Genomic DNA, 26,054 nt, shown 5'->3' with positions numbered 1-26,054 from the left:
CCCTCATCGCCCTCGCCATGCTCAGCCTCGGCGGCCACAAACCAGTGCTCCCCGGCCGGGATTAACCCACAGAAGCAGCAGGAGAGCCAAAATCTCCGTCGAATTCGTTCGGGACGGAGCCGCTGACACCGGCTCAGGGCAGCTGCACGGCGGCGAGGGCGAGGGTGGCGATCAACGTCCAGGAGGTCAGACCCACGAGGAGGGCCCTGCCTCCGGTGCGCAGGATGGAACCGAGGTTCACGGCGGCGCCGAGCCCGAAGAGCGCGGCCGCGAGCAGGTAGGTCTGCACGGTGTCCGCGCCGGCCAACACGGCGTCCGGCAGCGGGGCGAACGTGCGCACGAGAACGGCGGCCAGGAAACCGGCCACGAACAGGGGCACGAGCGGCGGGCGGGACACGGGGGCATCCGTCACCGTGGCGACGCGCGTCTCGCGGCGGCGCTCGCCGACGGCGATGACGGCGACGATCGGCGCGAGTAGCAGCACCCGGGTGAGCTTCACGACGACGGCCACGGTCAGTGCGGCGGGCCCGGCGATCTGCGCGGTCGCGACGACCTGGCCGACGTCGTGCACGCCGGCGCCGACCCAGTGCCCGAACTGCAGATCGGTCAGACCGAGCGGATGCCACAGCACCGGCAGAACCGCGATGGCCAGCGTGCCGCAGAGGGTGACCAGGGCGATCGGGGTGGCGGTGTCGACATCCTTCGCCTTGACCACCCCGCTCATCGCGCCGATCGCGGACGCCCCGCAGATGGAGAAGCCGGTGGCGATCAGGATCGGCTGGCGGCCGGGCAGGCGAACCGCGCGCCCGAGCCAGTAGGTGCCGACGAAGGTGAGCAGCACGATCAGGACGGTGGTCATGATAGTCACCCAGCCCAAGCCCAGGATGTCCACCAGGCTCAGCTTCAGGCCGAGCAGCACGATGCCGATGCGCATGAACCGGGTGGCCGCGAGCTTCAGGCCCTTGGAAAGGACTCCCGTCAACGCACTGTGGGCGACCGGGAGATTACCGGCGACGATTCCGAAGGCGACAGCGAGCGTGAGCAGCGGCAGGGCAGGGAGGAGCGCGTGGACGATTCCGGCGAGCAGCGCGGCCGCAGCCGCGACCAGCACACCGGGCAGCCACATTGCACCGAGTTTACGGCCATCTTTGCCCGCGGCGGGCCTGGTACCCGTCGCCGACCCGTGAGAAAAGCCCCTCTCCCGCACGGGGACAGGGGCTTTGCTCACGGCTCGTCGGAGTGCTGCAGCCGATCTACCGGTGGTGGAACCGGGCGACCATCGGGCAGTCGAACGGGTCGCGGGCGCCGAGCCCGACCTTGTTCAGGTAAGCGATGACGATGCCGTAGGACTCGAAGAGCGACGTCTCCGTGTAAAGGATGTTGTGCGTCTTGCAGTATTCCTTGGTGATCTCCTGGGCCTTGCGCAGGTGCGGACGAGCCATGTTCGGGAACAGGTGGTGCTCGACCTGATAGTTGAGTCCGCCCATGAACGTGTCCATGAACGTGCCGCCGCGGATGTTGCGGGAGGTGAGCACCTGGCGGCGGAGGAAGTCCACTTTGCTCTCGTGGGGGAGCTGCGGCATGCCCTTGTGGTTCGGCGCGAAGGACGCCCCCATGTAGACACCGAAGACGGCCAGCTGCACGCCGATGAACGCGAACGCCATGCCGACGGGGAGGAAGTAGAAAATCGCGGCGACATAGAGCACGATGCGGGTGGTCAGCATACTGATCTCGAGCCAGCGCTTGTCGACCTTCTTCTTGCCGAAGACGGTTTTGAAACCCTGCACGTGCAGGTTGAACCCCTCGGCCATCAGGAGCGGGAAGAAGAGATAGCCCTGCTTGCGCGTGACGAACGAGCCGAGCCAGCTGACCTTCGCTGCGTCCTCTTCCCGAAAGACGATGAAGTCGGGGGCGATGTCCGGGTCCTTGCCGATGACGTTCGGATTGGCGTGGTGACGACTGTGCTTGTTCATCCACCAGGCGTAGCTGATGCCGACGAACAGGTTGGCGAGGATGCGCCCGGCGCGGTCATTCGCGCGACCGCCCTCGAACACTTGGCGGTGCGACGCCTCGTGGGCGAGGAACGCGTACTGGGTGAGGATGATGCCGAGCACGCCCGCGACGATGAGCTGGTACCAGCTGTCGCCGAGCAGCACGAACGCGGTCCCGGTTCCCAGGGTGGCGAGCACGAGCATGGAGAAGACGAACCAGTAGAAACCGGTGGCGCGCTTCAGAAGTCCAAGGTTGCGCACGGTGTGCAGCAGCGATGAATACTCGGTGGTGGGGTTTTTCGAATCGCCACCCGGGCGGGTCTTGACAATGCGCACCGTGGGTGCGGCAACAGCTTCCGACATGAGGCCTTTGGTTTGTATCCGGACTTCTCAGTCGATGATGGAGCAGACACTCGTAAAACAGATATCCATATTCTATGGGCCGGACCCCTTGGAAACGGGTGCTTTCACACCGCTTTCCCAGTCGGTATATGCCCACAGAGGCATATAAGTGGCTTCCGGTTTCCCGGAAAAGCACGTGAAAGTCAGCGCCAGCTGGGAAGCCAGATGTGCAGTTGCCAGAACGTAAACGGGGTCTGGATGCCCGTCCAAAGCGGGTAGAAATACGCGCTGAGGAGCGCGGCCGCCACCAGGAAGCCCAGCACGACCCAGCCTGCCCGGGGGAGCAGAACGCCGATCACGAAAGTGAGGCCGAGGAGCAGGTAGGGCTCGAACGCGATCGTGTAGAACTGGAAGACCGTGCGGTTCAGGTACATCAGCCAGGGCAGGTAGCCGGCGACCAGCCCCATCAGGATCAGGCCGACCTGCCACTCGCGATAGCGCGCCAGGCGATACACCAGGTAGAAGGCCGCCGCCGTGGCCGCCCACCAGATCATCGGATTCGCAATGCCGGTGATCGCCTCGGAGCAGGTGGCGACGTCGCATCCGTTCTCGCCCAGAGCGGAGCCGCGGTAGTACATGCTTGTCGGGCGGCTCATGAACAGCCAGGTCAACGGGTTCGCCTGATACGGATGCGGCGTGGAGAGCCCGACGTGATAGGTGTAAGCCGCCACCTGATAGTGCCAGAAGCTTTGCACCGAGTCGGGAATCCAGGCGAGGGCGCCGGTCCACGCGGCATCCGGCGTAGTGGCCCAGTCGCGGTAGTAGCCTCCCCGGGTGACGAACCAGCCGGTCCAGGAGGCCAGGTAGGTGGCGACGGCCACCGGCACGATCAGCAGGAAGGTCGCCGGTGCCTGCTTGAGCACGGCGGCGCTGAACCAGAACGGGAGCCCGGCGCGGCGCCGGGCGAGGGCGTCGACGAGAACAAGGTAGACGCCGAAGGCGGCGAGGAAGTAGATGCCCGACCACTTGACGCTGCAGGCGAGCCCGAAGGCAAGGCCGGCCGCGAGCAGCCAGGGCCGCCGCCACAGGGTCGGCCCCCAGCCCGGCTCCCGCCCGGCCTCACGCGCCTGGACCAGGCGGGCAGACAGCCTGGTGGCGTGCCGGTCCCGGTCGAGCAGCACAGCGCCAAACCCGAGAAGGGCGAAGAACATCACGGAGTTGTCCAGCAGGGCCACGCGCGACATCACGATGGCGTTGCCGTCGATGGCGAAAAGGAACCCGGCGATCACGGCCAGCACGGTCGACCCGAACAGCTTCTTCGCGATCAACATCAGCAGCACGACCGCCAGCACACCGATCAGGGCGGTGGCGATCCGCCAGCCCCAGCTGTGTTCGGGGCCGACGACAGCCATACCCAGTGCGATCAGCCACTTGCCGAGCGGCGGATGCACCACGAACGACGGGTCGGACAGGAAGACATCGGTCTGCCCGGCGGCGAAGAGGGCGTCCGCCCCCTCGGGCCAGGTCGACTCGTAGCCGAGGTTGTTGAGAGTCCAGGCGTCTTTCACATAGAAGGTTTCGTCGAACACCAGCCCGTGCGGCACGCCGAGATTCCAGAGTCGCAGCACCGCCGCGAGCAGGGTCACCGCCAGCGGCCCGGCCCAGAAGAAAACGCGGCTTGTCACGAACACGTGACCATCGTAGTGATCCGTGGCTGCGAGACTGGGACCATGATCCTCCTGGCTGCCACCCCGATCGGAAACCTGGGCGACGCGTCAAAGCGTCTGATCGAGGCGCTCGGCACGATGACGATTATCGCCGCCGAGGACACCCGGGTCACCGTGCACCTGCTCAAGGCCCTGGGCATCGAGAACCGCCCGCGGCTGATCAGCCTGCACGACCACAACGAGCGCGGCAAGGCGGCCGAACTCGTCGAACTCGCCCGCGACACCGACATCCTGGTGCTCAGCGACGCAGGGATGCCGACGGTATCCGACCCGGGTTTCCACCTGGTGGATGCCGCGGTGGCGGCCGGCGTCGTCGTGTCGGTGTTGCCCGGGCCGTCGGCTGTGCTCGCCGCGCTCGCCGTGTCCGGGCTGCCGACGGACCGGTTCACCTTCGAGGGGTTCCTGCCCCGCAAGCACGGCGACCGGGTTTCGGCCCTCCGCGAGGTGGCCGCGGAGCGGCGCACAATGGTTTTTTTCGAATCGCCCAACCGGCTGGCGGCCTCCCTCACCGATCTGGCTGCGGTGCTCGGGGCCGGGCGCCGCGTCGTGGTCTGCCGTGAGCTGACCAAATTTTACGAGGAAGTGAAGCGCGGTACCGCGACCGAGCTGGCTGAGTGGGCCGCCGGCGGGGTCAAGGGCGAGATCGCCATTGTGGTCGCCGGGGCGGAGGCACGCGTGCTGGATCTGGAGACCGGGGTGGTCGAGGTGCTCGCGCTGGTGGAGTCGGGCATCCGTCTCAAGGATGCGGCCGCCGACGTGTCCGCCGCCACCGGGCTCGGCAAGCGCGCCCTCTACGAGGCGGCGCTGGAGCGCAAGACGGGCAAGCCCGCCGCGGCCCGCGCGGACTTCCAGGCTCTGCCTCTGCCCTGACAGGAGTTCGCGGCCGGGGGGCACGACGGCGCGATCGTGCTCAGCAGATCCCGTGGACTACCCGCACCAAAAGGTGCACGGCCTGGACGTGCGGGAGTCCCTCGCCCTCCGGGACGCCCCGAACCGGACCCGGGCCCGGCCGCGCGGCAGGTGCTGCCGCCGGACTTCGGCCTACGCACCACGACGATCGCGGCACAAAGTAACACGGCCAGCGTCATCCGCTGCTCCTAATAGGATGAGAGCATGTCCGACGGCTCATCTTTTTACATCACCACGCCCATTTTCTACGTGAATGATGTCCCCCACATCGGGCACGCCTATACCGAGGTGGCTGCCGACGTGCTCGCACGCTGGCACCGGCAGTCCGGCGAGGATGCCTGGCTGCTCACCGGAACGGACGAGCACGGGCAGAAGATCCTGCGCACCGCGACCGCCAACGGCGTCACGCCGAAGGAGTGGGCCGACCGTCTGGTCGAAACCGCCTGGAAGCCGCTGCTGAAGACGGTCGACATCCGAAACGACGACTTCATCCGCACCACCGATGTGCGCCACGAAGTGAACGCGCAGAAGTTCCTGCAGCACCTCTACGACTCCGGCCACATCTACACGGGCGAGTACGAGGGCTTCTACTGCGTCGGCTGCGAGGAGTACAAGCAGCCGAGCGACCTCATCGATGGGGTCGGCGAGTACGCCGGGCAGCAGGTCTGCGCCATCCACTCCATCCCCTGCGAGCTGCTGCACGAGAAGAACTACTTCTTTCGGATGAGCACGTTCGCCGACCAGCTCCTCGCCCTGTACGAGGAGAACCCGAACTTCGTACAGCCCGCGTCGGCGCGCAACGAGGTCATATCCTTCGTCAAGCAGGGCCTCAGCGACCTGTCGATCTCCCGCTCCAGTTTCGACTGGGGCATCAAGGTGCCCTGGGACGACAGCCACGTCGTCTACGTCTGGTTCGACGCCCTGCTCAACTACATCACCGCCGCCGGCTACGGCCACGACGACGAGAAGTTCAGCCGCCTCTGGCCGGCGACGCACGTCGTGGGCAAAGATATTTTGCGTTTCCACGCCGTCATCTGGCCTGCAATGCTCCTCGCCGCGGGCATCGAGGTGCCTCGGCAGGTCTTCGGGCACGGCTGGTTGCTCGTGGGCGGCGAGAAGATGAGCAAGTCCAAGCTCACCGGCATCGCCCCAAACCAGATCACGGATACGTTCGGCTCCGACGCCTTCCGCTATTACTTCATGCGCGCGATCAGCTTCGGCCAGGACGGCTCCTTCTCCTGGGAAGACCTGTCCGCCCGGTACCAGTCCGAGCTGGCCAACGGCTTCGGCAACCTCGCCTCCCGCGTGATCGCCATGGTCGTGCGCTATTGCGACGGCGAGATCCCCGTCGCCGGCGACTTCAGCGAGGCCGACGAGCTCATTCGCGGCACCGAGAAGCGGGTGACGGATGCCGCCACACTGGCCATCGGACACCTCGCCATCCACGACGCCATCGCCGCGATTTGGGAACTGGTCGACGAGCTCAACGGCTACATCACCGCCCAGGAGCCGTGGTCGCTCGCGAAGGACCCGGCCGACCGGGACCGACTCGAAGCCGTGCTGGTCACCGCCGTGCGCGGACTGGGCACGCTCGCCGTGCTGCTCTCGCCGGTCGTACCGCAGGCCACGGCGAAGCTCTGGACCGCCCTCGGCGGCATCGGCCTGGTCACCGACCAGCGCATCGACCGGGCCTGGGAGTGGACCGGCGGCCCGCGGGTCTCCCCGCTCGAGGCGCTTTTCCCGCGCATCGAGGCCACGGTTGGCTGACGAGCCCGGGCCCGAAGCCGGCCCCGTGCGCCAGCGCGAAAAAGGTGCCGGCCGGGACCTGAGCTACCCGCCGCTGCCCGACCCGCTCGTCGTGCCGGTCTACGACAACCACACCCACTTGGAGATCGCCGACGGTGAGCAGTCGCTCAGCGTGGCCGAGCAGCTCGACCGCGCGTCCAGCGTCGGCGTGCGCGGCGTCATCCAGGTCGGCGGCGACCTGGAGACCTCGCGCTGGTCGGCCGCGATGGCCGCCCGGGAGCCGCGCATGCTCGCGGCCGTCGCCATCCACCCCAACGAGGCCCCGGTCTACGAGGCCGCCGGCACCCTCGACGACGCCCTGGCTGAGATCGCCGAGCTGGCGACGCGCCCGCGCGTGGTCGCCATCGGGGAGACCGGACTGGACTTTTTCCGCACCGGCCCCGAAGGACACGCCAGCCAGCTCCGCTCCTTCGAGGCGCACATCGACATCGCCAAGCAGAACGGCCTCGCGCTGCAGATCCACGACCGCGACGCCCACGCCGCGGTGATCGAGACCCTGCTGCGGGTCGGCGCGCCCGATCGCACCGTCTTCCACTGCTTCTCCGGCGACGTCGAGATGGCCCGCATCCTCGCCGACAACGGCTGGTACCTCTCGTTCGCGGGAACCGTGACCTTCAAGAACGCCCAGAATCTGCGGGAGGCCCTGGCCGCGGTGCCGCGCCGGCTGCTGCTGGTCGAGACGGATGCCCCGTTCCTCACCCCCGCACCCTTCCGCGGCCGCCCGAACGCGCCGTACCTGCTGCCGCACACCCTGCGCGTCATGGCCGACCACCTAGAAACGGAGGCCACCATTCTCGCCACCCAGATTTCGTCCAACACCGAACTCGTCTACGGGCGGTGGGACGCCGAACCGGTGACGGTCACCGAGCCAGAGCCCGACACGAGCTGGGTCGGAGGCCTCGCATGACCCCGCCCCGCCACGGCTACGCTCCCGGAGACGAACCCGAGGCCGGCACCCGACCCGTCAGCGACGAAGTCACCGGCGGCCGGCATGCCGCGCCGGCCGCCGTGCCGGAGCCGGCATCCGCTCTCGAAACGGATGCCGAGCCCGCGGATCCCGCTGCAGCACCCGCTGCTGCTCCAGCCGCCGCTCCCGGCGCACGGTCCCTCCTCGGCCCCGCCGAGATCCGCGACCTGGCCGAGATGCTGGGCGTCAACCCCACCAAGAAGCTCGGCCAGAACTTCGTCATCGACGGCAACACCGTGCGCCGCATCGTCAGGGTCGCAACCGTCTCACCCGGCGACACTGTGCTGGAGGTGGGCCCCGGGCTGGGATCCCTCACGCTGGGGCTGCTCGAGACCGGCGCGACCGTCGTGGCCGTGGAGATCGATGACCGGCTCGCCGAGCAGCTGCCGCTGACGGTCGAGCTGATGCATCCCGGCGCGCCGCTCACCGTCATCCGCAACGACGCGCTCAAGATCATGGAACTGCCCGGCGATCCGAGCCGCCTCGTGGCGAACCTGCCGTATAACGTGTCGGTGCCGGTGCTGCTCTACCTGCTGGAGCACTTTGCCTCCATCCGGGCCGGAGTGGTCATGGTGCAGGCCGAAGTGGGGGAGCGCCTCGCGGCGCCATCCGGTAGCAAGGTCTACGGCAGCCCGAGCGTCAAGGCCGCCTGGTACGGGGCATTCCGCACCGCCGGCAAGGTCAGCCGCCAGGTGTTCTGGCCGGTTCCCGGCGTCGATTCGATCCTGATCGCCTTCGAACGACGCGCCCGGCCGCTCGAATCCGAGGAATTGCGCCGCGCCACCTTCGCCCTCGTCGATGCCGCGTTCCAGCAGCGCCGCAAAATGCTGCGCCAGTCGTTGTCCTCCGTTCTCGGTGACCCATCGAGTGCCACCGAGATCATGACGCACGCCGGAATCGACCCTACCGAGCGCGGCGAGCAGCTCACGGTCGAGGACTTCCTGGCGATCGCCCGCGCCCAGCTCGCCGCACACTGACGCGTGCCGCCGCGGGGCAGTCGCGAGTGTGCGGCTGGGCTAGGTTAGTCACATGACCAACCCGGCCCCTTCCCCCGTGGTGCATGCGCGGGCGCCCGGCAAGATCAACGTTTGCCTCAAGGTCGGTGCGGTCCTCGAAGACGGGTACCACGAGGTGGCCACCGCCTACCAGGCCGTGTCACTGTTCGAAGACGTGCGCGCTTGGCCGGCCGACGACTTCTCGGTCGTGTTCACCGGCACCATAGATGCCTCGGGTCTCGCCGTCGACGGCAGCAACCTCGCCATCAAGGCCGCGCGCGCCCTGGCCCGCAAGGCCGGCTATCGCGGGGGAGTGCGCCTCTCGATCGAGAAGAACGTGCCCATCGCCGGCGGCATGGGTGGCGGGTCGGCGGATGCCGCGGCCACCCTCCTCGCTTGCGACACCCTGTGGGGAACCGACGCCACCCGCGACGACCTCATCGAGATCGCCGCGACCCTCGGCGCTGACGTCCCGTTCGCCTTCACCGGCGGCACCGCCATCGGCACCGGGCGCGGCGACCAGCTCAGCCCAGCCCTGGCCAAGGGGCAGTTCCACTGGGTGCTCGCCCTCGCCGACTTCGGCCTCTCGACCCCCGGCGTCTACAACGAGCTCGACCGCCACCGCGAACGCCACGCCCAGGACATCTTCCCAGCCCAGATCCAGCCCTCCGTCGACACCAACGTGCTGCAGGCGCTTCGGGCCGGCGACCCGCGGATGCTGGCCGAGGCGCTGCACAACGACCTGCAGGCCCCCGCGCTGCACCTGGCCCCCGGCCTGGGCAAGGTGCTCGAGTTGGGCGAGGCGAACGGCGCCCTGGCCGGCCTGCTCTCCGGCTCCGGCCCGACCGTGGCCTTCCTGGTCGCTGATGCCGACAGCGCCCTCGAACTGCAGGTCGCCCTGAGCGCGTCCCGGCTGCGCGTGGTGCGCGCCACCGGGCCGGTGCACGGGGCCCGGATCATCCACGACTAGCCCCCCGTTTTGCCGCAACTGTGGCCCGGTCGGACATCTGTTGCCGGTGTGCCGGCAACAGATGTCCGATTCGGCAACAGTCAGGCCACCGGGTGCGAAACCGGGGCGCGCGGGCCTCTCAGCCGCGCCAGCTAAACTCGAAAGCTATGGCACATTTGCTCGGGGCCGAGTCCCTGCACCTTGAATTTCCCACCCGCGTTATTTTTGACAGCGTCACCGCCGGTCTCAACGAAGGCGACCGGATCGGCGTCGTCGGCCGCAACGGCGACGGCAAGTCCACCCTGATGCGCCTGCTCGCCGGCCGGATGGAACCCGACGCGGGCCGCGTCACGCGCCGGCGCGGCGTCACCATCGGCATGCTCGACCAGTCCGACGACCTCGCTTCGGGCCAGACCGTGGGCCACACCATCGTCGGCGGCATCGACGAGCACGTCTGGGCGGGCGACGCCAAGGTGCGCGACGTGATTGCGGGACTCGTGCGGGACATCCCCTGGGACGCCCTTGTCGACGACCTCTCCGGTGGCCAGCGTCGCCGGGTGGCTCTGGCCTCCGTGCTGATCGGTGACCACGACGTCATCTTCCTCGACGAGCCCACCAACCACCTCGACGTGGAGGGCATCTCCTGGCTCGCCGGTCACCTGAAGACCCGCTGGGCCACGAACTCCGGCGGCCTGGTGGTCGTCACCCACGACCGGTGGTTCCTCGACGAGGTCTGCAACATGACCTGGGAGGTGCACGACCGCCTGATCGAACCGTTCGAGGGTGGCTACGCCGCCTACATCCTGCAGCGCGTCGAACGCGACCGGATGAGCGCGGCCTCCGAATCCAAGCGCCAGAACCTGATGAAGAAGGAACTGGCCTGGCTGCGGCGCGGAGCCCCCGCCCGCACCGCGAAGCCCAAGTTCCGCATCGACGCCGCGAACGAGCTGATCGAGAACGAGCCGCCGCCCCGCGACACCGTGTCGATGCAGTCGATGGCCATGCAGCGCCTGGGCAAGGATGTCGTCGACCTGGTCGACATCGGCGTGAAGTTCGGCGAGAAGACCGTGCTGAACGACATCACCTGGCGCATCGCACCAGGCGAGCGCACCGGCATCATGGGCGTCAACGGCGCCGGCAAAAGCACGCTCCTGAACCTGGTGGCCGGCACACTTCTGCCCACCACGGGCACCGTCAAGCGCGGCAAGACCATCAAGGTCGCCGTGCTCACCCAGCAGCTGTTCGAACTCGACGACATCCAGAACGACCGCGTCAGCGAGGTCATCGGCCGTCAGAAGACGTCGTACATGGCCGGCGGCAAGGAAATCACGCCCGGCCAGATGCTCGAGCGCATGGGTTTCATGAGCGCCCAGCTGACCACCCAGGTCAAGGATCTGTCCGGTGGCCAGAAGCGCCGCCTGCAGCTGCTGCTGATCGTGCTCGACGAGCCCAATGTGCTGATCCTCGACGAGCCCACCAACGACCTGGACACCGACATGCTCGCGGCCATGGAAGACCTGCTCGACTCCTTCCCCGGCACCCTCCTCGTGGTCTCGCACGACCGGTACCTGATCGAGCGCGTCACCGACAACCAGTACGCGGTCACCGAGGGCGGCTTCCGCCACCTTCCCGGCGGTGTGGACCAGTACCTCGAGATGCGCAAGAAGCAGACGAGCGGCATTGACAAGCCCGCCGAGGCGAACGCGGCGAACACCTCCGGCGGGAAGGCGTCGCGCAAGCTCGCCATCGGTGGCGCCGACCTCCGCAACGCGCAGAAGGAACTCGCCTCCATCGATCGCAAGGTCGCCAAGCAGAACGCGCGGATCGCGGCCCTGCACGAGAGCCTCGCCGTGCACGACCAGTCCGACTTCGACGGCCTCGGCGTGCTCAGCACCGAACTGCAGACGCTCGAGTCCGCCATCGCTGGCTTCGAAACCCGCTGGATCGAACTCTCTGAGTTGATCGAGGGCTGAAGTCGCAGATGCTGTGACCGCGTGTGACGTTGGCGCGCACGCGGCGCAGCATCTCCCGTTAGCCTTGGAACGTGCCTCGCGACGCAGCGGCACAGACTCCCACCCCTCTTTGTCCCGTGGTCCCTCTGTGCCCGAAATCGCGCCGGCACCCACCGCCGTCCAGACGGCACCGAAGCCAACAAGGGGAACCCCATCGTGAACAAGAAACTGCTCGCCGCTCTCGCGGTCGTACCGCTCGTCGCCCTGCTCGCCGGTTGCTCCGGTGCGGCCGCCGACGAGACCGTGAAGATCGGCGTCGTCGGCGCCAGCGACCCATACTGGGCCGTCTACGAGAAAGCCGCGGCGGATGCCGGCATCACCGTCGACATCGTCGACTTCACCGAGTTCGGGCAGCCGAACCCGGCCCTGTCTGCCGGCGAGCTCGACCTGAACCAGTTCCAGCACATCGTCTACCTCGCCGAGTACAACGTGGCCAGCAAAGAAGACCTCGCGCCGGTCGGCGCCACCGCGATCTACCCGCTCGCCCTGTACTCGACCCAGTATGACGACGTCAGCAAAATCAAGAAGGGCGACACCGTCGCTGTGCCGAACGATGCCAGCAACCTGGCTCGCGCGTTGCTCGTACTGCAGTCGGCGAAGCTGATTACGCTCTCCGACGGTGGCAGCATCTACTCGACCCTCGACGATATCGATAAGAAAAAGTCCAAGGTCACCGTGACCGCGCTCGAGGCCTCGCTCACCGCCACGTCGCTTCCCGACGTCGCCGCCGCGATCATCAACAACGACTTCGTCGAGAAGGCCGGTTTGAAGGTTGAGGATGCCCTCGCCCAGGACGATCCCGCCGACCCCAACGCGCTCCCGTACGTGAACGTTTTCGCGGCCCGCGCAAAGGACAAGGACAACGCCACCTACCAGAAGCTGGTCGAGATCTACCAGACCACGAAGGCCGTTCAGGATGGCGTGATCGACGTGTCCGCCGGTTCCGCGGTGATGGTCAAGACCCCGGTCGCCGACCTCGAGGCCTCCCTCGCCACGGTCGAGAAGGACACCATAGCCCAGAGGTAGCGCCGCCCGACCTCAGCCCAGCACAGCCGCACAGTCCGGCGCCACGCCAGTCAGTAAGGACGTCCCATGCCTGCCCCCACCTCCGTTGTCGAACTGCGTGACGTGAGCAAGGTGTACCTGCCCACGACCCGGGGCGGGGCCGAGGTCGTCGCCATCGACAAGGTCAGCCTCACGATCGACGCCGGGGATGTCTACGGCATCATCGGTTATTCGGGGGCAGGCAAGAGCACCCTGGCGCGGCTTGTGAACGCCCTCGAACGGTCGACGTCGGGCGAGATCCTGATCAACGGCACCGACATCGCCCGCCTGCCCGAGCGGGAGCTGCGCCCGGTGCGGCTGGGCATCGGGATGATCTTCCAGCAGTTCAACCTTCTGGGGTCACGCTCCGTCGCGGCGAACGTCGCATACCCGCTCGAGGTGGCCGGACAATCGAAGGAGACGCGCCGGGCCCGGGTCGCCGAGATGCTCGACTTCGTCGGGCTCGGCGACAAGGCGGGCGCCTATCCCGACCAGCTCTCCGGCGGTCAGAAGCAGCGCGTGGGCATCGCACGGGCCTTAGCCAGCCAGCCGGGCATCCTGCTCGCCGACGAGGCCACCAGCGCCCTCGACCCGGAGACCACCTCCGAGGTTCTGGACCTGCTCGGGCGGGTGAATAAGGAATTCGGGGTCACCATTATCGTGATCACGCACGAGATGGATGTCATCCAGACCCTGGCGACGAAGGTCGCCGTGATGGACCAGGGCCGGGTGATCGAGCGCGGCGACGTGTTCGACGTGTTCTCGAACCCGCAGCAGGCGGCCTCCGCCCGGTTCGTCTCGACTGTTGTCAAGGGTCTCCCTTCTTCGTCGGAACTCGCCGTGCTGCGGCGGCGTCACCCGGGCCGCCTCGTCACGCTGGCGTTCCGCGACAGCAGCGTCGATCAGGCCCGCGTGTTCGGCGAGTTCGTCTCCGCCGGCGTCACCTTCGAGGTCGTCTACGGCGGCATCAACGAGATCCAGGGCCGGTCGTTCGGACACCTGACGCTGGCACTGGCCACGCCGGGGGCGACGGATGCCGCGGCCGACGCCGCCATCGACGCCGCGCTCGACCGGGTGCGAACCCTCACGACCGTGACCGAGGTGCGCTGAGATGGACAGCCTGATCGACCTGTTGCCCGAACTCTGGATCGCCGCGGGGGAGACCCTCTACATCGTCGGCCTCACGCTCTTCTTCGGCGGGATCGGCGGCCTGCTCGTGGGCCTCGGCCTGTATCTGACCCGCGCCGGCAGCATCCTCGAGAACCGCGGGGTCTTCGTGGTGTTGAACCTGTTGGTGAACATCGTGCGGCCGATCCCGTTCATCATCTTCCTGGCCGCCGCCCAGCCGCTGGCCCGGACCGTGGTGGGAACCGGCATCGGCAACGCGGCGATCATTTTCACGATCTCGCTCGCGGCATCCTTCGCCATGGGGCGCATCGTGGAGCAGAACCTCCTCACGGTGACGCCCGGTGTGATCGAGGCGGCCCGCAGCGTGGGGGCCGGGCCGATCCGGATCATCTTCACGGTGCTGCTACCCGAGGCGCTCGGCCCGCTCATCCTCGGCTACACCTTCATCTTCGTGGCGCTCGTGGACATGTCGGCGGTAGCCGGCTACGTCGGCGGCGGCGGCCTCGGAAACTTCGCGCTGCTCTACGGTTACCGCCAGTTCAATCCCGTGGTGACCTGGGCGGCCGTGCTGCTGATCATTGTGCTTGTGCAGCTGGTGCAGTTCCTCGGAAACTGGCTGGCCCGGAAGGCATTCCGCCGGTAAGACGACCCCCGAGTGCGGGACATCTTTCGCGCGTTCTTTCAGCGCCGGACATCCCTCGTTCACCTCCGGTTCAGGTGATGCTCCCGGAACGGACATTCGTGGGCTGGACAGTACACGCGGGGTCGGCCTATTCGAGCCGCTTACACGTCACAGTGGCCCCTTCGCTGCATCATCCTTGCCCAGGGAGTCATCTTGTCGCCGAGCCCGAGCATCGTCTTCTCGGCGTTTGAATCCGCCGCCGACCCCCGATTGCATGGATGGGTGGCTTTCCGTGAGAGCGTGCAGAATGTCGGCACTCCCGTTAGGGCGGTCGCCGTGCGTGACGGGCACCGCGCCGGTCCCTTGCTCACGGGAGCGCCGCGGCACTCCGGTATCTGGCGACTGCTCGCCTCGAACCGGCGCGAGCTCGGCCGTAGCTCCTCCGTCTACGCAACGTTCTCCAGCGCGCGAGCCCACGTCCTCGAACTCAAGGGCCAGTGCGATTCGATGGTCGCCACGGTTGTCACGGGTCCCAAGGCCGGCACACACGGGTGGGTGATCAGCGTCGGTGATGTAGTCGTGATGACTGCAGGGCGCTGGTATGGCGCGGCGTCGACCAGCCGCGAGGCCTCGGCTGGAACCATTGAGGCTTTCCACAGCGCGCTCGTCGGTGCGGACGCCCGTCATGCCACGGAGGCCGGGCAGCGCGGCAACCGGGTACTCTCCGACGAGGAACGGGCCCTGTCCTGGTGACCGTGCGCAAGCACCGCGGAACCCCCATGATCGCCACGGTTGCCGGCCTCTCCGTGGTCGGCTGGCTGGTCTTCGGCTGGCTGGTACCCGGTTTCCAGGCACCCGAGGGCGTGCGGGCGAGTCTCGCACCGGCCGCGTCGGCGGTCATCACCACCGTGCCGCCAGAGGTTGCCCGATCGCTGCCCGCGGCCGAACCAGCGCCCGCCACGCTTGCCCTGCCGACGGTTACGCCTCCGATTGATGGCAATGCGGCGCTCGCCGACCCTGCCTGGGCCGTCCGCGTCGCCCAAGCGGCCGGCATCCCAGTGCGCGCCCTGCTCGGCTATGCAGGGGCGTCCCTGGCCCTGGCGGCCGAACAACCGGGCTGCCACCTCGGTTGGAGTACCCTGGCCGCCCTCGGCAACGTCGAATCCGGTCACGGCAGCCACGACGGTTCGGCACTCGGAGCGGATGGCGCCGCCCGCCCGGGCATCTTCGGCCCCGCACTCGATGGCAGCGCTTTCGCCGCGATGAGCGACACCGATCGCGGAGTCTGGGATGGCAGCACCGAATGGGACCGCGCGGTCGGGCCCCTGCAATTCATTCCGGCAACGTGGCAGCGATGGGGCGCCGACGGCAACGGGGACGGCGTCGACGACCCGCAACAAATCGACGATGCCGCCCTCGCCGCCGGCCGCTACCTCTGCCACTACGGCGAGCTGTCCCGGCCCGATCGCTGGCGCGCCGCCGTGTTCGCGTACAACCACGTCGATTCTTATGTGAACACCGTTGCCGCGACCGCGAATACCTACGCCGCGGTGGCGGGCGCGCGGTGACGCCGTATATAAACGTAGCGAGCTAAACCGCTCGGTGGCGCACGCCACTTCGCGCTCACCGCGCGGCCGCCGTTCTCCCGTGACTCGGCTGCCGCCGTGATGCGCGCCCACGTGCGGGCGCCCTCTTCGGGGCCCCCGGTCCTGCGCCGGGTGCAATCCCGCGCGCTCAACTCTCCACTACGCGTCCACCTCTAGCTGGACAAATCGACGCTCAGTGTTAACCAAGCGCCCCAAACATGTGTCTCGGACGTGCTACCGCCGCGTTCGTTCCGCTCCCCACACCCGAATGTGCAAGGACACCCATGTCGTTTTCGACCCTCTTCGACGCGCCTGCGATCGAGCCGCCAACGGTCGACCCGGCGAACCCGGACTCGTCCCCGCGCCGCTTACTGACAGCACGTCCCTCGGTCTCGGACTCGGTGTTCCGTTCGGTGGCCTTCTTCGCCGGCTGCATCACCGTGGCGATCATGCTCGCCGTGGGCGTGTTCCTGTCGTTGCGTGCCTCGCAGGCCCTCGGCGTCGCCGGGTTCAGCTTTCTGGTCGAGCAGGACTGGTCGCCGGAGTCGCAGAAATTCGGCATCGCATCCGTCTTGTTCGGCACCATCACGATCGCGGTGATCGCGATGTGCGTCGCCGTGCCGCTCGCCCTCGGCACGGCCCTGCTCATCTCCGAGGTCGCCCAGGGCCGGATGAGCTCCACGCTCGTCACGCTCGTCGACCTGATGGCCGCCGTGCCGAGCGTGGTCTTCGGCCTCTGGGGCGTCTTCTTCCTGCAGGCCAACGTGATCCCGGTCGCCACCTGGATCTCCAGCTACTTCGGCTGGATCCCGCTGTTCCGGGTGGCGGATGCCAGTGGGCAAGCGCTCACCGAGGCCAGCGCGTTCACCTCCTCGGCGTTCATCGCCGGCATTGTCGTCGGCCTCATGGTGGTCCCGACCCAGACGTCGGTCATGCGCGAGGCCTTCTCCCAGGCGCCGATCGGCGAGCGCGAGGCCGCCTTCGCGCTCGGGTCGACGCGCTGGGGCATGATCCGTGCGGTCGTGCTGCCCTTCGGTCGTGGCGGCATCATCGGCGGCACCATGCTCGGCCTCGGCCGTGCTCTCGGTGAGACCATCGCCGTCTACATGATCATTTCGCCGATCTTCACGATCAACTGGGAGGTGCTGAAGACCGGCACCAACTCCGTCTCCGCGCTCATCGCCCTCCGCTACGGCGAATCCAGCTCATTCGGCCTCTCCGCGCTGATGGCAGCCGGACTCGTACTGTTCCTGATCACCCTCGTGATCAACTTCACGGCCTCGTCGATCGTGGCACGGTCTCGATCCGGGGCGGAGAGCGACTGATGACGATCACGCACGCACCCAACATAACGCACGCCGCGACCAGCACCTGCACGACGAACGACACCCACACCACGACGATCCCGGCCTACGACGGCACCCCGATCGGACCGCGACGCCGGGTGCGCGGCGCCCGGCTCGACGACCGGTTCAACGTTCTCGGTGCCGCCGCAGCCGGAATCGCCGTCGCGGTGCTCCTCTTCGGCTGGATCACTCCGCTTTCCGGCGGCGTGGGCTGGGCGCTCGTGGCGTATCTGGCGTTCCTTGGCTTCTACGCCCTGCTCGTAAGCTTCACGAGCGACGCGCAGGAGGTCAAGGACCGCGTGATGGCGGTGCTGCTATCAAGCGCCGGTGTGGTGCTCTTCGGCGCCCTGGTCTTCGTCGTGGCGTTCACTCTGATACGCGGGCGGGAAGCCCTGCCTCATCTGAACTTCTTCACCCAGAGCATGGAATTGGCCGGACCCCTCGACGGCCTCGACCTGGGCGGTATCGTGCACGCGATCCTGGGCACGCTCATGCAGATTTCGATGGCGCTGGCGGTCACGATTCCGCTCGGCATCACCACCGCCCTGTTCCTGAACGAGGTCGGTGGCCGATTCGCGAGGTTCGTGCGCACCATTTCGGATGCGATGACCGCGCTGCCGTCCATCGTGGCCGGCCTGTTCGTCTACTCGGCGATCATCGTGCTGATCACGCACCAGCGGTCAGGCTTCGCCGCGGCCATGGCGATCACCGTCATGATGCTCCCGATCGTCATCCGGGCCTCGGATATCGTGATTCGCCTGGTCGCCGGCAACCTGCGGGAGGCCGCCTATGCCCTCGGTTCCACCCGCTGGGCCACCATCTGGTATGTCGTGCTGCCGACCGCCCGGCCCGGACTGGCAACGGCCGTGATCCTGGGCACAGCCCGCGGCATCGGCGAGACCAGCCCAGTGTTGCTCACCTCGGGTGTCACCGCGGTGACCAACCTGAACCCCTTCGCCGGCCCGATGATCTCCCTCCCGCTGCAGGTCTTCGACTTCGTCAAGTCTCCTGAGCCCACCATGATCGCCCGAGGTTTCGGCACGGCCGCCATCCTGATCCTCCTGGTGCTCACCCTCTTCGCCCTTGCTCGACTCATTGGCGGCACCGGTCCCGGCCAGTTGTCCCGTCGGCGGCGACTGCGCGTCGACGCCGCATCGGAGCGGGACCTGCAACGGATGAGCGTACGGGGTGACCTCGGTCCGGGGATCACCGGAACCAATTCAATGCTCCGGCCGACCAGTTCACCTACCGACCTCACCACGAAGGAGACGTCCTCGTGACGCCGCAAACCCGACAGATTCGCACAGTCCGAGCCTTATTCGCGCTCGTCGTTGTGCTGCTGAGCGTTTTCACGGCGCCAGCTGCCCAGGCAGCGAGTTACGACCAAATCACCGGTACCGGCTCGACCTGGTCGCAGAACGCCCTGGACCAGTGGCGCAAGAATGTTGCCAATAACTACGCGATGACGGTGAACTACTCCGGAGTCGGCTCATCGGCCGGGCGCCGTGACTTCGTCGCGGGCAACGTGGACTTCGCCGTCAGCGAGATCCCGTTCCAGACCGCCCCGGAGGACGGTTCGGCCCCCGAGGTGCCTGCCCGCGGTTACGCCTACATGCCCATCGTGGCTGGTGGCACGTCCTTCATGTACAACCTGAAAATCGGCGGCAAGCGAGTCACAAACCTTCGGCTCAGCGGAGAGGTCATCACCAAGATCTTCACCGGCGCCATCACGAAGTGGAACGACCCTGCCATCGCGACCGACAACCCCGGGCTGGCCATGCCCGACAAGGGTATCGTGCCCGTCGTTCGCTCGGACGGCTCCGGCTCCACGGCGCAATTCACACTCTGGATGTCCAAGCAGCACCCGGCCCTCTGGAATTCCTTCTGCACGAAGGTCGGCCGGTCTGCCCCCTGCGGCCTCACCTCGCAGTTCCCCACCTAAGGCAACGCCAAGGCGCAAAGCGGATCCTCAGGCGTCGCCGGCTACGTGAGCCAGGACTACGGCGAGGGTGCGATCACCTACGTGGAGTACTCCTACGCCAAGAACTCCGGTTTCCCCGTCGCCAAGGTGCTCAACGCCGCGGGTTACTACACGGAACCCACGGCCAGTTCCGTGGCCGTCGCACTGCTGAAGGCATCCATCAACACCACACCCGGGCCTACCTACCTCACCCAGATCCTGGACGGCGTGTACAACAACGCGGACCCCCGCACCTACCCACTCGCGAGCTACTCCTACATGATCGTGCCGACCGAAGTCGGCGGCGTCTTCACCGCCAAAAAGGGCCTGCCCCCGGTACATTCGCACATTACATGCTCTGCGAGGGGCAGCAGCAGGCCGAAGCCCTGGGCTACTCGCCTCTGCCGATGAACCTTGTGCTGGCCGGCTTCGACCAGATCAAGCGAGTGCCAGGCGCCGATGCCAGCGGCGTCGACATCAACAAATGCAACAACCCGACATTCAAACCAGGTGACTCCCCGTCAAGCAACCTGCTGGCCACCACGGCTCTCCAGCCGGCCGCCTGCGACAAGATGGGGGCCAACCAGTGCACCACCGGCACGGCCGGGGCGCTGGCAGACACGGCCGTGTCCGGTAGCGGATCGGGTGGTGGCGCGGCCGGCTCAGCCGCCGCGACAACTGCCGGGGGAACGGCTTCGCCGGCAGGGTCCGGGGGAACAGGTGCGGTGGCGCAAGTCGGAACGGATGCGGCATCAGGCGCGGTGGCCTCGCCCGTGTACGACGAGAACGGCGCCCTCGTGTCCACGGTCGGCGCCACGGCAACCGGCGTGGTCGGCACGGCCATCGCCGCACCGTTCACGTTGGCGGAAGGCGGGTGGGGCGCCCAGCAATCGATCATGCTCGTCGCCGGGCTTCTCCTGCTGGCCGCAGCCGTGCTGCCGCCGGTGCTCGCCGGCCGGTTCAAACCGCGTGTCGCGAAGGCAGGAACCAAGTGAAGCGCGTCACGTTCGCCCCGAAGAACGCGCTCTGGGCCCGCGCCGGCGCCAGCGGAATCGTCGTCGGTCTGCTGGTCGGCGTGGGTGTCGCCGCGCTCGGCTCCCTGGTTCCCTCTGCAGCATCCGCTGACACGTCGACCGCGGTCACGGTCGCGTCGAGGGGCTACGACCCGGACGTCGCCACCGCCCCCTTCCCCGACCTCAAGGTCACCGTGTCCCAAACCGAGGACCTCGTTTCCCAGGGGATCGTCGTCAACTGGAGCGGAGGCAAGAAGTCCGAGCGGCCCGATGGCAGCTCGGGAGGTCAGGACTTCCTCCAGATCGCGCAGTGCTGGGGAGACGACCCGACGGATTCCAGCCGCCCGGATCGCACGACCTGCCAGTACGGCGGCTTCCCTGGCAAGGCCGCGTCCACCCGCGACACAGGGGTCAGCCAGGACCAGGTGGCCCGGCAGGACGCGCAGTACACATCTCCCGCCAACGGGTTCACCATTCCGGCGTTCACCGCGATTCCCTACCGCGCATCCACGGGCGGTTCGATCTCGTCGGTGTTCGCCGACTCGGCCAACGTTCTCACGCATCATGTCGTGGATCCCCTGACGGGCCTCGTGCAGAAGGCCACCGGTTCGCCGTCCGACACCGGGGTCACATTGCCCGACGGCATCTCCGGCGTTGACCTGGCCACCAACGAGTTTTACACCCAGTACACGACGAATGAGGTGCCCTGGGCCGGATCGAGCGACAGTGGCGACGGCTCCGTCAAATTCGAGGTGCAGACCGCGATGCAGTCCCCGGGCCTGGGCTGTGGCACACCCGTGACCGCCGCGGACGGCTCTGTCTCCGGAAAATCCTGCTGGCTCGTGGTCATCCCGCGCGGAAAAAGCGACGCGGGGGAGTCCTACATCACCAAGTCCGGCCTGCTGTGGGACTCCTGGAAGCACAGCGTGGCCGTCAAGCTGGACTTCAAGCCCATCGGCCAGCGCTGCGCCATCGGCTCGGCCGAGAAGCAGCTCTCCGGAAGCGAACTGGTCGCCGCGGCGATCGGGTCATGGCAACCCAAAGTGTGCACCGGTGCGACGGGTTCCTCTTTCGCGCTCAGCATCGGCAACGAGGAGGACGCGCTTGCCGCGGCGAGCCTCACGACACCCAGCCCGCTGGCTCTCACCTCACGTCCCCTGCAAACCGACAGGGTCGATCCCGTCGCATACGCACCGATCGCCCTCAGCGGCGTCGCAGTTTCGTTCTCCATCGACCGCCGGGTGAAACCGGCGGGCGCAGTTCCCCAGGAATACAAGGCCAGGAATACCGAGGCGTTCACGTCACTGAACCTCACGCCTCGCCTGGTCGCCAAGCTCCTCACTAATTCTTATCTCGACTCACTGCCTTCCGGGGCGCCGGCCACGTCGGATTCCCTCAAGTTCTTCGGCTACACCGACTCCGCGAACCCTGGCGCGAACGCGCGCAACCTCACGGTCGACCCCGATTTCCTGGCGGTCAACGACGATGAGTGGAAGTACCAGGACCTGACCGGGCCGTCCCTGGGAGACATGCTCCTTCCCTCCGGGAGATCCGACGAGGCCCAGCAACTGTGGCGTTACGTCCTTTCCGACCCCGCCGCCGTCGAATTCCTGAACGGAACGCCCGACACGTGGGGAATGAAAGTCAACCCCTGGTCGTCCACCAATGCCGCTGTCAACCCGTCCGGGACGGCCATGACGATTCCCCGCACGAATTTTCCGAAGGCTGATCCACTGGAGCGGCCCGCGGCCGCTGCCGGCACCGGAACAACGGCGGTGAACCTGGTCACCTGGCGCCCCTACACCAGCGACTTCGAGAGCGGCGCGTATCTCACCCTGCGCGGCGACGGGCAGGAGCTCGGCGACTGGAACCCCACCAGCGTCCCGCCGAAGTTCGGCAAGAGCGTGCGCAGCCTGGTGGGCAACCAGCGCGTGCTTGGCGTCACCACCGCAGCCGCGGCCGCTCGCTACCAAACGGTGACGGCGTCATTGCAGAACTCAGCGGGCTCGTTCGTGGCGCCATCGCCGGAGTCCATGCTCGCGGCCTCCGCCGCCATGGTGCCGACCAGCACAAACCCCAAGGTGCTCGAATACGACCCGGCGAACCCAAGCGCCAAGGCTGCCGCCACAGCGTACCCAATGACGATGCCGGTCTATGCCGCGTTGAATCCGCTGCAAACGGATGCCGCCCAGAGGGCCATCTACGCCAACCTGATCCGGTACGCGGTGGTGGCAGGCCAGGTACCTGGGACGGAGATCGGGCAGCTGCCGCGCGGCTACACCCCGCTCCCGAAGAGCTGGGTGGACCAGGCGCTCGCCGCCGCGACCGCAATCGAACAGGGCGGCAGCCCGGTCGTCGCAATGGCCATGCCCGAGACTGCCCCTGCGGTCGACAGGCCGGCCTATGTGCCGACCCCGTCAACCTACGGTCCGGCAGAGTTCCAGGCTCAAGCCGCGCCGGTGGTGGCCGACGCCGCGGTCGACCCGGCCGCGACGGGCGCCGTCGTCGACCCCTTGGTGGCGAGACCGACGCCCGCGGACCCGGTCATGGGACCGGTACGCGCGGCGGTGCCGGCCGGGCTGCTCTCCGGCCTGCTCGCCGCCTGCGGCGTCCCCTTTATTTCGCGCGTTCGGAGACGATCCTGATGCGCGCCCAACGTGACGCTTCGCGCGGAAACCCCGCTTCGGACCGTAGCGCTGAGACAAGAGGGACCCATCCGGATCCGTCTCCTGCATCACCCACGAAAGGCACCCCAGTGAACACCAAGAAGGCTCTTGCGCTCTGCGCAACTGTCGGCGTGGCCATCTCCGGCCTTGTCATCGTCAGCCCGGCTAACGCCGAGCCCGTCTCGAACAGCTACTCCATCGTCGGCTCCGACACCCTCGAGGACGTCGTCAGCGCCCTGGCCAACGGCTCGGGCCTTTCGGGCGCGTCGGTTCGTTCGACAGCCAACGGAAACAGCATCGGCTCGTTCGACGCGACCGGCACCCCGTTCATCACGACGAAGTCCTCCGGTGTGCGTTTCGGTCGCCCGAATGGCTCAAGCGACGGGCGCACGGCCCTTCTCCGTTCCATTGACGGCGCCCCGTACACGTCCGGAACCGTCGGCGCGCCCGCGGGCGTCATCATCACGGGGCAGATCGACATCGCCCGTTCGTCCGGATCAGGCACGGTCGACCCGGCAGGTAGCCTGATCCAGGTGCCTTTCGGTCGCGACGCGATCGCCTACGCGTATGACAGCGCTTCGACGGCAGCCGGGATCGGTACCATCGACACCGCGACCATGACGAGTCTTTACACCTGCAGCGTCACCACCCTCGGCGGAGTGAAGGTCACACCGGTCATCCCGCAGGCCGGTTCCGGAACGCGCAAGGACTTCATGTCCAAGATCGGCGTCACGGATTCGACCCTGGGTTCGTGTGTCACCGTGGGTCAGGAGCACGACGCCTCTGACCTGAATATCAACACTGTCGCGCCTATGTCGGTGTCCCGCTGGGTCGCCATGAACACTGGTGCGAGCTTCCCCAAGAAGAAGGACACCACGGTCCTGGGCTCCCTGGTCGCAGGCACCACCCCCGTGACAGGCACCGGCACCTCGATGGCCCCGGTGGCCGCCTACTACGCCGACTCTCGTTGGGGAAGCGACACGTACCTCGTTGTGCAGTACGCACGAGTTGACCCGACGAATGCCGCATATGACTCGACTCTGGCCGACCTGCTCGATCCGACAAAAAGCGCCAGCCTGACGAACTCCCAGACGACTTTTGCCGCCAAAGCCGGTTCGTTGAAGAAAAAATTCGGCATTCTCGCACCCTCGACCACCACCGCCGTTCGAATCTCCAAGTGACCTTCGCCCAAGAACAGGACTGTAAATAAATGAAGATCAACAAGAAGTCGCGTCTCGTCGCCGCCGGCGTCGTTTCGCTCGCTCTGGTCGCCGGAGCCACGGCCGCGGCGACTGCCGCGACAGCCGCAACGCAGACGAATGGTTCTGCCGCTCCCGTTTACATGTACGACACGGATGCCGTCCAGAAGTCGGACGGCTACGTCTGGGGCTGGAAGGAGGACCTCTTCGGCTCCTCCACTCAGGGCGACATCAACGGCGAGTTCACCTGCCCGGCGAACTCAACGAATATCTTCGCCTTCCTGGCCACCCCCGGAACCGAAAACACCGTCCTCACCTGGAAGGCGTACGCGCCCCTCGCGTTCAACGGAGCGACACGCAACGTGCTCAACCCGACCCTCGCGCCGATCTCGCTCATCAATAACTCCCAGACTGCGGCCAGGAACGCCGGCGGCAACTACAGCCTGGGCCTCGCGTGCACGATGAACTCTGGTGTCACAGTGACCGCCGCCTTCTACCGTACGATCAGCGTCGTTCCGGTCACCGGCGCCTTCACGTTCCTGCCGCAGGCCGATGTGCCGGTGACGCCGACGCCGACTCCGACTCCGACGCCGACTCCGACGCCGACCGCGACTTCGACGCCGACCGCGACTTCGACGCCGACCGCGACTTCGACGCCGACCGCGACTTCGACGCCGACCGCGACTTCGACGCCGACCGCGACTTCGACGCCGACCGCGACGCCGACGCCGACTGTGACGCCAACGCCGACCGCGACGCCGGCTGCGGTTCCTGCTGTGACGCCGGGCCTCAACTCCGGCTCGTCGGGCAACCCGGCGTCTGGCTCGTCAGAGCGCGTTGCCGCAGCGACGAAGGCCGACAAGGAGCTCGCGTCGACCGGAACCGCCAACACCCTTCCGCTGCTGGCTTCGGGCATGCTCGCCCTCGCGGCCGGGGCCGGCGTGATTATCGCGCGTCGCTTCCGCCGCGCTGACAAGTAGGCAGCACACCGTACGTCCGAAGGCCACGGGACGAGTTGTCCCGTGGCCTTCGGGCGTTCGTCGGCGTCTATGCGTCTGTTGAGTTGATGCATTGGTGCTCGCGCGCGAGATCGCGTTTCCCCGTCGTTTGCTCTGCGTCCAGCATGCCGAAACCTGGAATGGACTAACTTGATTGTGCTCACATCCACTGCCGCGCCCCGCCTGACGGCCGTGACCCTCATCGCAATGTCCTTGATTTGCGGGCTTGCCGGGCTCACCGCGACCCCCGCGAGCGCCGAGGCTGCCACGAATGGGCCTAGCGGTATGAGCGGGGAGCCGACGAACATCCACGATTTCTTCTATGTCAGCGGGCTCACCGTGCTACCCGCTCCGCAGATCGGGCCGGAGGGCGGGGACCTGACCCTGGAGTTCACGATGAAGAACGTCAGCACCGCCCCGATCACCTCGAGCCTCCGGTTCTGGCTCGACAATGCGATCAACCTGCCCGTCCAGACGCTCGACACGGTCGAGGTTGCCAACCTCGCACCGGGGGAGACACGCACCATGAGGGCAACCTTTGAAGATGTCGGCCAGTGGACCTTCTTCCGAGGCCACGTGACGATGACTCCGCCCGTGGACATCGCCGGCACGGCTCTCTGGTCGCTGACCCGCGACTCGTTCACGCTCATCCTGCCGTGGTTCCTCACGGCGATGCTCGTGCTCCTGGCAGCGCTCGTCCTGGCGGTGCGCCAGTTGCTTCGGCTCCGCCGGTCGCGACGCCCACTGCCCGACCTCGCACTCGGCTACGGGCCGGTCACATCGTGACGGTTGCC

Annotated in this window: 21 protein-coding genes and 1 pseudogene; 19 read left to right on the top strand and 3 right to left on the bottom strand. The window is 67.3% G+C overall.

What is annotated here, in order from left to right:
* Nucleotides 1-133 precede the first annotated feature (133 nt).
* The 3 genes from E3N86_RS03845 to E3N86_RS03835 all read right to left on the bottom strand — a co-directional run bounded on the left by E3N86_RS03845 (nucleotide 134) and on the right by E3N86_RS03835 (nucleotide 4,024).
* Complete coding sequence (locus E3N86_RS03845) at nucleotides 134-1,126, bottom strand: YeiH family protein (protein WP_134511353.1); 993 nt, start codon at nucleotides 1,124-1,126, stop codon at nucleotides 134-136.
* 127 nt (nucleotides 1,127-1,253) lie between these two features.
* Complete coding sequence (locus tag E3N86_RS03840; protein WP_134343501.1) at nucleotides 1,254-2,354, bottom strand: acyl-CoA desaturase; 1,101 nt, start codon at nucleotides 2,352-2,354, stop codon at nucleotides 1,254-1,256.
* Nucleotides 2,355-2,536: 182 nt separating this feature from the next.
* A complete protein-coding gene (locus E3N86_RS03835) occupies nucleotides 2,537-4,024 on the bottom strand; it encodes a dolichyl-phosphate-mannose--protein mannosyltransferase (protein ID WP_134343500.1) in 1,488 nt (495 codons plus the stop codon).
* Between the two features lie 39 nt (nucleotides 4,025-4,063).
* Here E3N86_RS03835 and rsmI point away from each other — a divergent pair, with 39 nt between their 5' ends.
* The 19 genes and pseudogenes from rsmI (at nucleotide 4,064) to E3N86_RS03735 (ending at nucleotide 26,046) form a co-directional block, all read left to right on the top strand.
* On the top strand, nucleotides 4,064-4,930 hold the full coding sequence (rsmI, locus tag E3N86_RS03830) for a 16S rRNA (cytidine(1402)-2'-O)-methyltransferase (RefSeq protein ID WP_134401725.1): 867 nt from the start codon (nucleotides 4,064-4,066) through the stop codon (nucleotides 4,928-4,930).
* Between the two features lie 243 nt (nucleotides 4,931-5,173).
* Nucleotides 5,174-6,736, top strand: a complete 1,563-nt coding sequence (metG, locus tag E3N86_RS03820; protein ID WP_134374562.1) for a methionine--tRNA ligase — start codon at nucleotides 5,174-5,176, stop codon at nucleotides 6,734-6,736.
* A complete protein-coding gene (locus E3N86_RS03815) occupies nucleotides 6,729-7,682 on the top strand; it encodes a TatD family hydrolase (RefSeq protein WP_233191385.1) in 954 nt (317 codons plus the stop codon). The genes metG and E3N86_RS03815 overlap by 8 nt, the downstream gene beginning before the upstream one ends.
* A 236-nt stretch (nucleotides 7,683-7,918) precedes the next feature.
* A complete protein-coding gene (gene rsmA, locus E3N86_RS03810) occupies nucleotides 7,919-8,719 on the top strand; it encodes a 16S rRNA (adenine(1518)-N(6)/adenine(1519)-N(6))-dimethyltransferase RsmA (RefSeq protein WP_233191393.1) in 801 nt (266 codons plus the stop codon).
* Nucleotides 8,720-8,771: 52 nt separating this feature from the next.
* Nucleotides 8,772-9,707 (top strand): 4-(cytidine 5'-diphospho)-2-C-methyl-D-erythritol kinase, encoded by a 936-nt coding sequence (locus E3N86_RS03805; RefSeq protein WP_104100807.1) that lies wholly within the window; start codon nucleotides 8,772-8,774, stop codon nucleotides 9,705-9,707.
* Nucleotides 9,708-9,853: 146 nt separating this feature from the next.
* Nucleotides 9,854-11,659: an ABC-F family ATP-binding cassette domain-containing protein gene (locus tag E3N86_RS03800; protein WP_134511352.1), complete on the top strand. Its 1,806-nt coding sequence runs from the start codon at nucleotides 9,854-9,856 to the stop codon at nucleotides 11,657-11,659.
* A 195-nt stretch (nucleotides 11,660-11,854) separates the two neighbouring features.
* Nucleotides 11,855-12,724: a MetQ/NlpA family ABC transporter substrate-binding protein gene (locus E3N86_RS03795; protein ID WP_134374556.1), complete on the top strand. Its 870-nt coding sequence runs from the start codon at nucleotides 11,855-11,857 to the stop codon at nucleotides 12,722-12,724.
* Between the two features lie 66 nt (nucleotides 12,725-12,790).
* Nucleotides 12,791-13,852, top strand: coding sequence for a methionine ABC transporter ATP-binding protein (locus tag E3N86_RS03790; protein ID WP_134511351.1), 1,062 nt, complete (start codon nucleotides 12,791-12,793; stop codon nucleotides 13,850-13,852).
* Nucleotide 13,853: 1 nt separating this feature from the next.
* A complete protein-coding gene (locus E3N86_RS03785; protein ID WP_104100811.1) occupies nucleotides 13,854-14,513 on the top strand; it encodes a methionine ABC transporter permease in 660 nt (219 codons plus the stop codon).
* A 261-nt stretch (nucleotides 14,514-14,774) separates the two neighbouring features.
* A complete protein-coding gene (locus E3N86_RS03780; protein ID WP_134343497.1) occupies nucleotides 14,775-15,245 on the top strand; it encodes a hypothetical protein in 471 nt (156 codons plus the stop codon).
* On the top strand, nucleotides 15,242-16,060 hold the full coding sequence (locus E3N86_RS03775) for a lytic transglycosylase domain-containing protein (RefSeq protein ID WP_241980850.1): 819 nt from the start codon (nucleotides 15,242-15,244) through the stop codon (nucleotides 16,058-16,060). The genes E3N86_RS03780 and E3N86_RS03775 overlap by 4 nt, the downstream gene beginning before the upstream one ends.
* Before the next feature lie 302 nt (nucleotides 16,061-16,362).
* A complete protein-coding gene (gene pstC / locus E3N86_RS03770; protein WP_134511350.1) occupies nucleotides 16,363-17,403 on the top strand; it encodes a phosphate ABC transporter permease subunit PstC in 1,041 nt (346 codons plus the stop codon).
* A complete protein-coding gene (gene pstA / locus E3N86_RS03765; RefSeq protein ID WP_134511349.1) occupies nucleotides 17,403-18,704 on the top strand; it encodes a phosphate ABC transporter permease PstA in 1,302 nt (433 codons plus the stop codon). Before pstC ends, pstA begins: the two co-directional genes overlap by 1 nt.
* A pseudogene (locus tag E3N86_RS17265) lies at nucleotides 18,701-19,795 on the top strand (phosphate ABC transporter substrate-binding protein PstS). Before pstA ends, E3N86_RS17265 begins: the two are co-directional and overlap by 4 nt.
* Complete coding sequence (locus E3N86_RS17260) at nucleotides 19,738-20,379, top strand: hypothetical protein (RefSeq protein ID WP_241985930.1); 642 nt, start codon at nucleotides 19,738-19,740, stop codon at nucleotides 20,377-20,379. The pseudogene E3N86_RS17265 and the gene E3N86_RS17260 overlap by 58 nt, the downstream one beginning before the upstream one ends.
* The gene (locus E3N86_RS03755) at nucleotides 20,376-23,042 is read left to right on the top strand and encodes a hypothetical protein (protein ID WP_134511348.1); all 2,667 of its coding nucleotides are present in this window, start codon (nucleotides 20,376-20,378) and stop codon (nucleotides 23,040-23,042) included. Before E3N86_RS17260 ends, E3N86_RS03755 begins: the two co-directional genes overlap by 4 nt.
* Before the next feature lie 110 nt (nucleotides 23,043-23,152).
* Entirely contained in the window at nucleotides 23,153-24,244 is a 1,092-nt protein-coding gene (locus tag E3N86_RS03750) for a hypothetical protein (protein WP_134511347.1), read from the top strand.
* A 29-nt stretch (nucleotides 24,245-24,273) separates the two neighbouring features.
* Nucleotides 24,274-25,242 (top strand): LPXTG cell wall anchor domain-containing protein, encoded by a 969-nt coding sequence (locus E3N86_RS16715; protein WP_166784995.1) that lies wholly within the window; start codon nucleotides 24,274-24,276, stop codon nucleotides 25,240-25,242.
* Nucleotides 25,243-25,416: 174 nt separating this feature from the next.
* Nucleotides 25,417-26,046, top strand: coding sequence for a hypothetical protein (locus E3N86_RS03735; RefSeq protein ID WP_134374542.1), 630 nt, complete (start codon nucleotides 25,417-25,419; stop codon nucleotides 26,044-26,046).
* Nucleotides 26,047-26,054: the final 8 nt, after the last annotated feature.

This window comes from Cryobacterium sp. Hz7 (genome assembly GCF_004402815.1).
Lineage (GTDB): Bacteria > Actinomycetota > Actinomycetes > Actinomycetales > Microbacteriaceae > Cryobacterium > Cryobacterium sandaracinum.
Note: the sequence above shows the minus strand (reverse complement) of the source record. Positions and strands in the feature narration are given on the sequence as shown.